Genomic DNA, 6,431 nt, shown 5'->3' with positions numbered 1-6,431 from the left:
GTCGCCTTAACAACTGGTGGCATACTGGGGTTGATGGCGGGATTGACGGGCACTGGAGGTGGCATCTTTCTCTCGCCACTCTTGATTATCTGTGGGTGGGCAGGCCCAAAACGAACTGCGGCCATTTCGATTGTTTTTGTGTTAGTCAACTCACTTGCTGGTCTTGGTGGCGTCATTGCTGAATCACCAATATTGCCCAAAGCACTACCGATCTATATCGTTGGTGCAGTGCTCGGAGGTTTACTTGGCTCATATTTTGGAGCACGACAGCTACCCGGACGCGGCATCAAAATACTACTTAGTATTGTTCTCATCATTGCCGCTCTTAAGATGTTTGCCCTCGCATTTGCGTTATAAATTATTGGCACGCACTTGTGCAAACAGAGTCAATTTCAGAATAGCCTGACTGCTGACTCAGTCAGCCAGCTCGTTACTGCGACCAGTCCGGCGCCAGTGAAACCAGTTTTTAATGTAGGTCCACTCATTGATGCCAGGCACACCACGTGAGCGATTAATTTTCCCGATCTCCATGGCAACAACCCAATGCTTACGCATGATGCTCCAAGCTTCCGTAATCGAAAAGGTGGGGTCATACATGTTCGTAGACTCACTTGAAAGTCCATTCGCTTCAATAATGGAAATCCCTTCACCTCGTTTAAAGTCTTCAACATTTGTGTAACGCACATCAATCCTTCCGTAGAAGTAACCCGGAACCTGTGAACACCCTTCGTCGATCCAACGTTCCAATTCAGGTGTCCTAAGATGTTCTCCGTCACGAAACATACAACCCTGTACGTGGTTTCCAGCATGCGTAAGCTGAAGCTTCTCGCCCTCAGGAAGCACCTCATCGAGCCGATCTTCAAATCGCCTAAAGAAGACACGGTGCTGTAATCGAAATCGCTTATTGTCAATGATGAGACTACGCAGCGTTGAGTGGCCATTTCCGATGACTACTGGGAATACCTTGTCGCAGATTGTGAAGAGTTTGCCGGTTTTCGAATCTGGTCGCCGCCACCAAAAGAGGCCTGCCTCCAAAGGCCCGGGATGGTACCGTTGCACAATGAGTGGAATCGTCGCCTGATCGAGCAACATGCGCATGCGGCCAGCGTCTTTTACGAGCTTGACTCCCTCGCCACGCTGCCCCTCATTAGGCTTTAGGATCACGGGCCAAGACCATTTTTCTTCTTCAATTCGCGAAAGAATTTTATCTGCATGTTGATCCGGCTCACAACTAAATGAGGGCTCGACCATTGCACGAGGGAATAGATCTAGTATGTGTTGCTTACTCTCACCAATGGTTCCCCCATCAGGCCAACATGGATTCACAGATGTTGCGGTTCTCAATCGACCCATACGAAGATATTGATAGATGCACCACGGAAGAATGGGCGCATAAAACAAAAATGGTGGCCAGAATTCCCAGCGTGTACAGCGGCAAAAGAAAGTCCTTAGCCGAAGACGACCCGCGCTCGTCAGTGTGAGTGAAATCACATGCAATAGCACCAGCAATACCACTGCGACCACAATCCAAGCCCAGATACCTTTCCCAAGAATCGCTTCAATTGGTCCAAGAATGGTGCCGCCAAGAAGTGCCGTACCAATAACCAGCAACGGTACCCAAATAACAACGGCAATAGCCGTCCATGTCATAAAACGAAGAACGCTTCCACGCGATAGTCCAATTGCAATGTAGAGCGGAACGCGCGTTCCCGGCATGAACCTACTCGCAACAATTGCTGTCCAACCATGTGCATTGAACCAGCTTTGCATGCGTTGCAGTCGATTTGAAGAGAACCTGCGCTGGAACCAACTTCTTGATCTGATCGCGGATCCACCGAAATGGCCGATCGCATAAAGTCCAAGATCCCCAAGGAAGATCCCAACCATTGCCGAACCAATCCCAAGCACTGGTTCAACCACTCCAGATCGAACCAACAATCCTACTGCAACACAGGTGGGATCCTCGAGAATGAAGGTCGCGATGATAATTATAAAGATCTGCAGCCAAGCACTCGTCGATTCATCGATTCCGATACCACCGGGAAGTCCGACTTCCGTTACCGGAACACTGGTAAGCAACACTAGAAACAAAACAAACATGGTTATGCGGCACCTGGAAGCTGGGAGCGCATGAGTGCGTACGGTACACCGGGCGCCTTTTCACGAGGCGCGCCAGGTGTGTAGACCATCCTTATCTCAACTGCGGTCACGGTGATCACTGCTGTACTAACGGTTCGAGCATCCTCACGCCACATGTCAACCGACTGCTCATCATGATTCAGTATGCGAGACGCATGGAACTGATCCTGTATAGATATTGGTGATAGATCAGAATCCACGAACATCGACTCAAAGAGCGATCGACGTGGTCCTTCAACAACATCATCTCCAAGACCTGAAGACGATCTCATGATGGGCTCAATCAGATCATGCATCTGGCAACTCATTCTTCCAAAGCCCTGAACGGCCTCAATACACATTCGCCCATCCGTGACAACCAGACGGAATGGGCGCCTGACCTCCTGTGTTGCTGTTGGAAGCATGCCAGCAACTGATTCAATCGAATCAGCTGAGAGTAAGGCCGGAATGATCACGCCCCGACTCAGTCCACCACTTACCGTTCCTGATCTATTGGGCGGATTCACGTTCAATAGTGCAAAAGCAAGGCCTGCATCTGAAACAGCGATCCAAGTTCCACCCCCATCAGGCTCGCGGGGAAGAATTACTTTCTTGTTGCCATGCACCTCCACCTTCGGCAGCTGTGCGATTGGGCGTGTATGTTGTTCGTCGCGATTGAAAGCAAGACGATAAGCAGAATCGGAACTGGTCTCCAGACATTCTGGAACAATCGTCAGCGTGCACATTTGTGATCAATGTCTGCAGCTATCGTAGCTGGTGCCCGTCCAATGGTCTTATCCACTTTGATGTGCATCTGCGCAGCTTGCGCGACCATTAGAGCAAGGTGATGTACGGTGTGGTGGAACACGTAGAGGGTTTCACGTTCACCTGATGAGCTAAATATTTGCTCTTCGCTATCAGAAGTCACAAGTGCCGCTACTTCAACATCACATTGAAACATGTCGGCTGGCATTTCGACAATCTGCGCTTGGCGATCCTCAATCGTACGGATCGCGAAATCACGTTCCTGCTCTATTTGAGTTCCACGTTCACGGCGGTCATAGCGCACTTGCCCTTCATCTAAACCCAGCAACAATGCATCCACATGATCAATGCAGTGGCGCGTATGGGCACCTATTGAACTGGGAAACCCGTGCATTTTATTTTCTTGATACTGAGTTGAGTCCATGATGACCAACAGATCGAGTACATCCTGAAGAGCCCCACAGAGTGCCGCACTCGGTTCGACTCTTCCTTTTTTAGCTTTTTTTATGGTCATTGAGACTCCCACTTCGATAAGCACGATATCAATAATGCACAACCGGTGCTTACCGAACGTCCTTTTGTCGTTTTTCCACCAATAAATGTGATTGTCTGAATATGTCTTTAACTGCCTCATCAAACGGCTAGACTAAAGAGAGCCTTGCCTGTTACCTTACCCTTTATGAAGAGAGCATCCTTTCTAACAACGTCCTGGATTTTCCGACTCGTAGCCGCTTTCTTAATGGGCATGACACTGTACTTTAAGTTCACTGGTGCGCCTGAGCCTGTAGCAATCTTCACCACACTCGACGCGGAGCCTTGGGGTCGTTATTTCACCGGCTCCTGTGAGTTGATCGCTGTGATCTTGTTAATTTTACCTTGGACCGTTCCGCTCGGTGCGCTGCTTACGCTCGGTCTCTTGGGTGGTGCGATCATCTGTCACCTTACCGTACTCGGCGTGAGCCTTGAGGGAATCAAAGATAACTTGCCGCCAGGGTCCAAAGACTTGGTACCTCAATACAGTCTCTTCGTAGAAGCGTGCATCGGTTTCCTCTGTGCAGTGGTGTTACTCATCCTACACAAGAATCAACTTATGAGAATGGCCAAGCGCCTTTTCTCGAAGAAATGACTTTGTATTCTCAACCAAAATGATGGCTTGATTGTGTCTTTGTACAATGATCTGGGCGCATTGCTACTTGCATCGCGCCTTAACATGGTCGATAAATACCGTAGAACTATAGATACTGATTGGCATGAGCAATATCTCACATCACATCGCACTTCAAACACTATTGATCTGTACTACCGCTGCTCTCTGCCTTGGTTCCATCACTGCTGGCCAGGACACTGATACGACGCAAACACTCGATCAAGTGTTTCCACGCGATCGAGTTTTACAAATTGACATTACGCTCGATAAAGATGACTGGAATGAAATTCGAAAGCAGTCACGCTCACTCGCTACGGCCTTAGGGCCCGATCGCCAGTTCGAAACTATTGAATCGCCCTTCAGCTATGTCCCTGCGGATATCACCATTGATGGGGTGCTCTATCAAAACGTTGGCCTCCGAAAAAAGGGGTTCTTGGGTTCACTCGATCGGCGCCGCCCGTCTCTTAAAGTCAAACTCGACAAAAATGCAAAGGGCACAACTATTGAAGGGCTCAGTAGCCTTACCCTCAATAACAATAAGCAAGACACAACATTGATGAGCCAGTTTATTGGCTACGACCTTTTCAAAACCGCTGGCACCCCAGCACCGCGCGCCAGTCTTGCGAAAGTCAGTGTCAATGGGGAGAACCTTGGTGTCTATAGCCACATTGAGTCACTACGAAAGCCTTTTCTTGCGAACTCCTTTGGGAATCCAAATGGAACACTTTATGAAGGAACAGTCGTCGACTTCTATGAAGATTGGGCAGGCGGCTTTGAACGTAAGTTTGGCCCAAAGAAAACTGGCTTAGCACAACTACAGGCTTTGATTAATGCCCTTGAAATTGAAGATGATGCAGAAGCAGAAGAAGCGATCTGGAAGGTTGTTGATCAAGATGCGTTTTACAAATTCTGGGCCATGGAAGGATTGCTGAGTTTTTGGGATGGATACGCTGGCAACCGCAACAACTTCTTTGTGTATCACAATCCTGAGACTCATAAACTGCACTTCATTCCATGGGGTGCCGACGCCATGTTTGAAACCTATAGCAAATTAGGTGAGGACCCCGCCTCGCCCCGTTCAGTGCGAACTGTTGGCCGTCTCGCCTACCGTCTCTATCAGATACCGTCTGCCCGAGAGCGCTACGCTCAAACGATGCAACAGCTGCTTACGGATGTCTGGCACGAAGAAACAATTCTTGCGGACATTGATCGTGTCGAGGCAATGTCCCGAGCACATCTTTCTGCAGCCCAGAAGTCATCATTCGATCCCGATCGCATACGCGAATTCGTTCGCAACCGCCGAGCCATGATTGAGCCAGAGATCACGGGCATCGATATGCCTCTCTGGGCTCAACTACCAGAACCACCCCCGATTATTGGCGGAAAGCAATCCCCCGATGAAAGCTTGTTTGCTGCAGCCAAATTGGGTGACGTCGATGCAATCAAAACACACCTCGATCAAGGGACTGATGTAAACGCACGCGATGAGGGCGGCGGCAGTGCCCTTGGCCTCGCCGCAATTGCTGGACAAATCGATGCGATGCGTTATTTGATCGAGCACGGCGCCGAGGTCAATGCCACTTCAAATGATGGCGGTGTACCACTGCATGGTGCTGCATTCTTTGGTGAGTATGACGCCGTGGAATTATTACTGACTTCAGGCGCTGACCCCAACATCATCAACAATGATGGCTACACGCCCACAGACATTACAGCCGCGCCATGGAACGATGAAATGCAAGATATTGCAGAGTTCTGGTCAGGATGGCTTGGTCTCTCAACTGATATGGAGCAAGTGAAAGCCAGCCGCCCCAAGGTTGCACTCTTACTCGCTGAACATGGTGGTAAGTACTCAATACTCCTACCCAAGCCCGCTCGGCCCCTATTGTCGAGTGCTGCCAAAGATGGTGATATTGCTGCACTTAAAAAAGACATCGACGCAGGCGCTGATGTCAATCGACTCGACGAAAAAGGTATCTCTCCACTGGCTTGGGCAGCTGTGATGGGCCAAGACGATGCTGTCACATTGCTCTTGGAGGCGAACGCAGATATCAACCGCCGAAATGCCGATGGCGGCACACCGCTGCATGCAGCAGCCTTTTTCGGACATGCCAATACCGTCACATTGCTCTTAGCCAAAGGTGCCGATCGCAACATTCGAAACAACAGTGGCCAAACAGCACTGGAGACAATGGCAAGTGGCTGGAATGAGCAGATGCGGGGTGTCGTGGAGTACATCGCCTACCTGCTGAGTATCAAAGTCGATCCAGAAGCGATCGGTCAGGCCTGGCCGGGCATTATCCAACAGCTCCGGACCACAGGCCAATAAAGCAGGACTCCGCAGGCCAAATGGGTCCCAGGCCGGTCCGGCCCGATCTAGGTCCAAGAAGATAGAGCCGTG

Annotated in this window: 6 protein-coding genes; 3 read left to right on the top strand and 3 right to left on the bottom strand. The window is 49.9% G+C overall.

The genetic code is table 11. The features are described 5' to 3' along the window. Positions 1-357, top strand: a 357-nt coding sequence (locus P8J86_06415) for a sulfite exporter TauE/SafE family protein (GenBank protein ID MDG2054323.1), incomplete at its 5' end; no start/stop codon positions are given. A 57-nt stretch (positions 358-414) separates the two neighbouring features. On the opposite strand, the gene P8J86_06410 is transcribed toward P8J86_06415, so the two are convergent. The 3 genes from P8J86_06410 to P8J86_06400 are packed head-to-tail and all read right to left on the bottom strand — an operon-like array spanning position 415 to position 3,397. After that, positions 415-2,100 (bottom strand): VTT domain-containing protein, encoded by a 1,686-nt coding sequence (locus tag P8J86_06410; GenBank protein MDG2054322.1) that lies wholly within the window; start codon positions 2,098-2,100, stop codon positions 415-417. Positions 2,101-2,102: 2 nt separating this feature from the next. Next, complete coding sequence (locus tag P8J86_06405; protein MDG2054321.1) at positions 2,103-2,864, bottom strand: NRDE family protein; 762 nt, start codon at positions 2,862-2,864, stop codon at positions 2,103-2,105. Continuing rightward, positions 2,852-3,397 (bottom strand): hypothetical protein, encoded by a 546-nt coding sequence (locus P8J86_06400; protein ID MDG2054320.1) that lies wholly within the window; start codon positions 3,395-3,397, stop codon positions 2,852-2,854. Before P8J86_06400 ends, P8J86_06405 begins: the two co-directional genes overlap by 13 nt. Before the next feature lie 165 nt (positions 3,398-3,562). Here P8J86_06400 and P8J86_06395 point away from each other — a divergent pair, with 165 nt between their 5' ends. After that, entirely contained in the window at positions 3,563-4,009 is a 447-nt protein-coding gene (locus P8J86_06395) for a DoxX family protein (GenBank protein ID MDG2054319.1), read from the top strand. 124 nt (positions 4,010-4,133) lie between these two features. Further along, positions 4,134-6,359, top strand: a complete 2,226-nt coding sequence (locus P8J86_06390; protein MDG2054318.1) for a CotH kinase family protein — start codon at positions 4,134-4,136, stop codon at positions 6,357-6,359. Positions 6,360-6,431 lie beyond the last annotated feature (72 nt).

Source organism: Phycisphaerales bacterium (genome assembly GCA_029268515.1).
GTDB lineage: Bacteria > Planctomycetota > Phycisphaerae > Phycisphaerales > SM1A02 > JAQWNP01.
The sequence above is the reverse complement of the archived record's forward strand: the minus strand, read 5'-3'. Positions and strand labels throughout refer to the sequence as shown.

Bases quoted from the DNA above. Each gene is read 5' to 3' on its own strand.
- P8J86_06395 (MDG2054319.1), top strand. From the start codon at position 3,563: ATGAAGAGAGCATCCTTTCTAACAACGTCCTGGATTTTCCGACTCGTA.
- P8J86_06405 (MDG2054321.1), bottom strand. From the start codon at position 2,864: ATGTGCACGCTGACGATTGTTCCAGAATGTCTGGAGACCAGTTCCGAT.
- P8J86_06400 (MDG2054320.1), bottom strand. From the start codon at position 3,397: ATGACCATAAAAAAAGCTAAAAAAGGAAGAGTCGAACCGAGTGCGGCA.
- P8J86_06410 (MDG2054322.1), bottom strand. From the start codon at position 2,100: ATGTTTGTTTTGTTTCTAGTGTTGCTTACCAGTGTTCCGGTAACGGAA.
- P8J86_06390 (MDG2054318.1), top strand. From the start codon at position 4,134: ATGAGCAATATCTCACATCACATCGCACTTCAAACACTATTGATCTGT.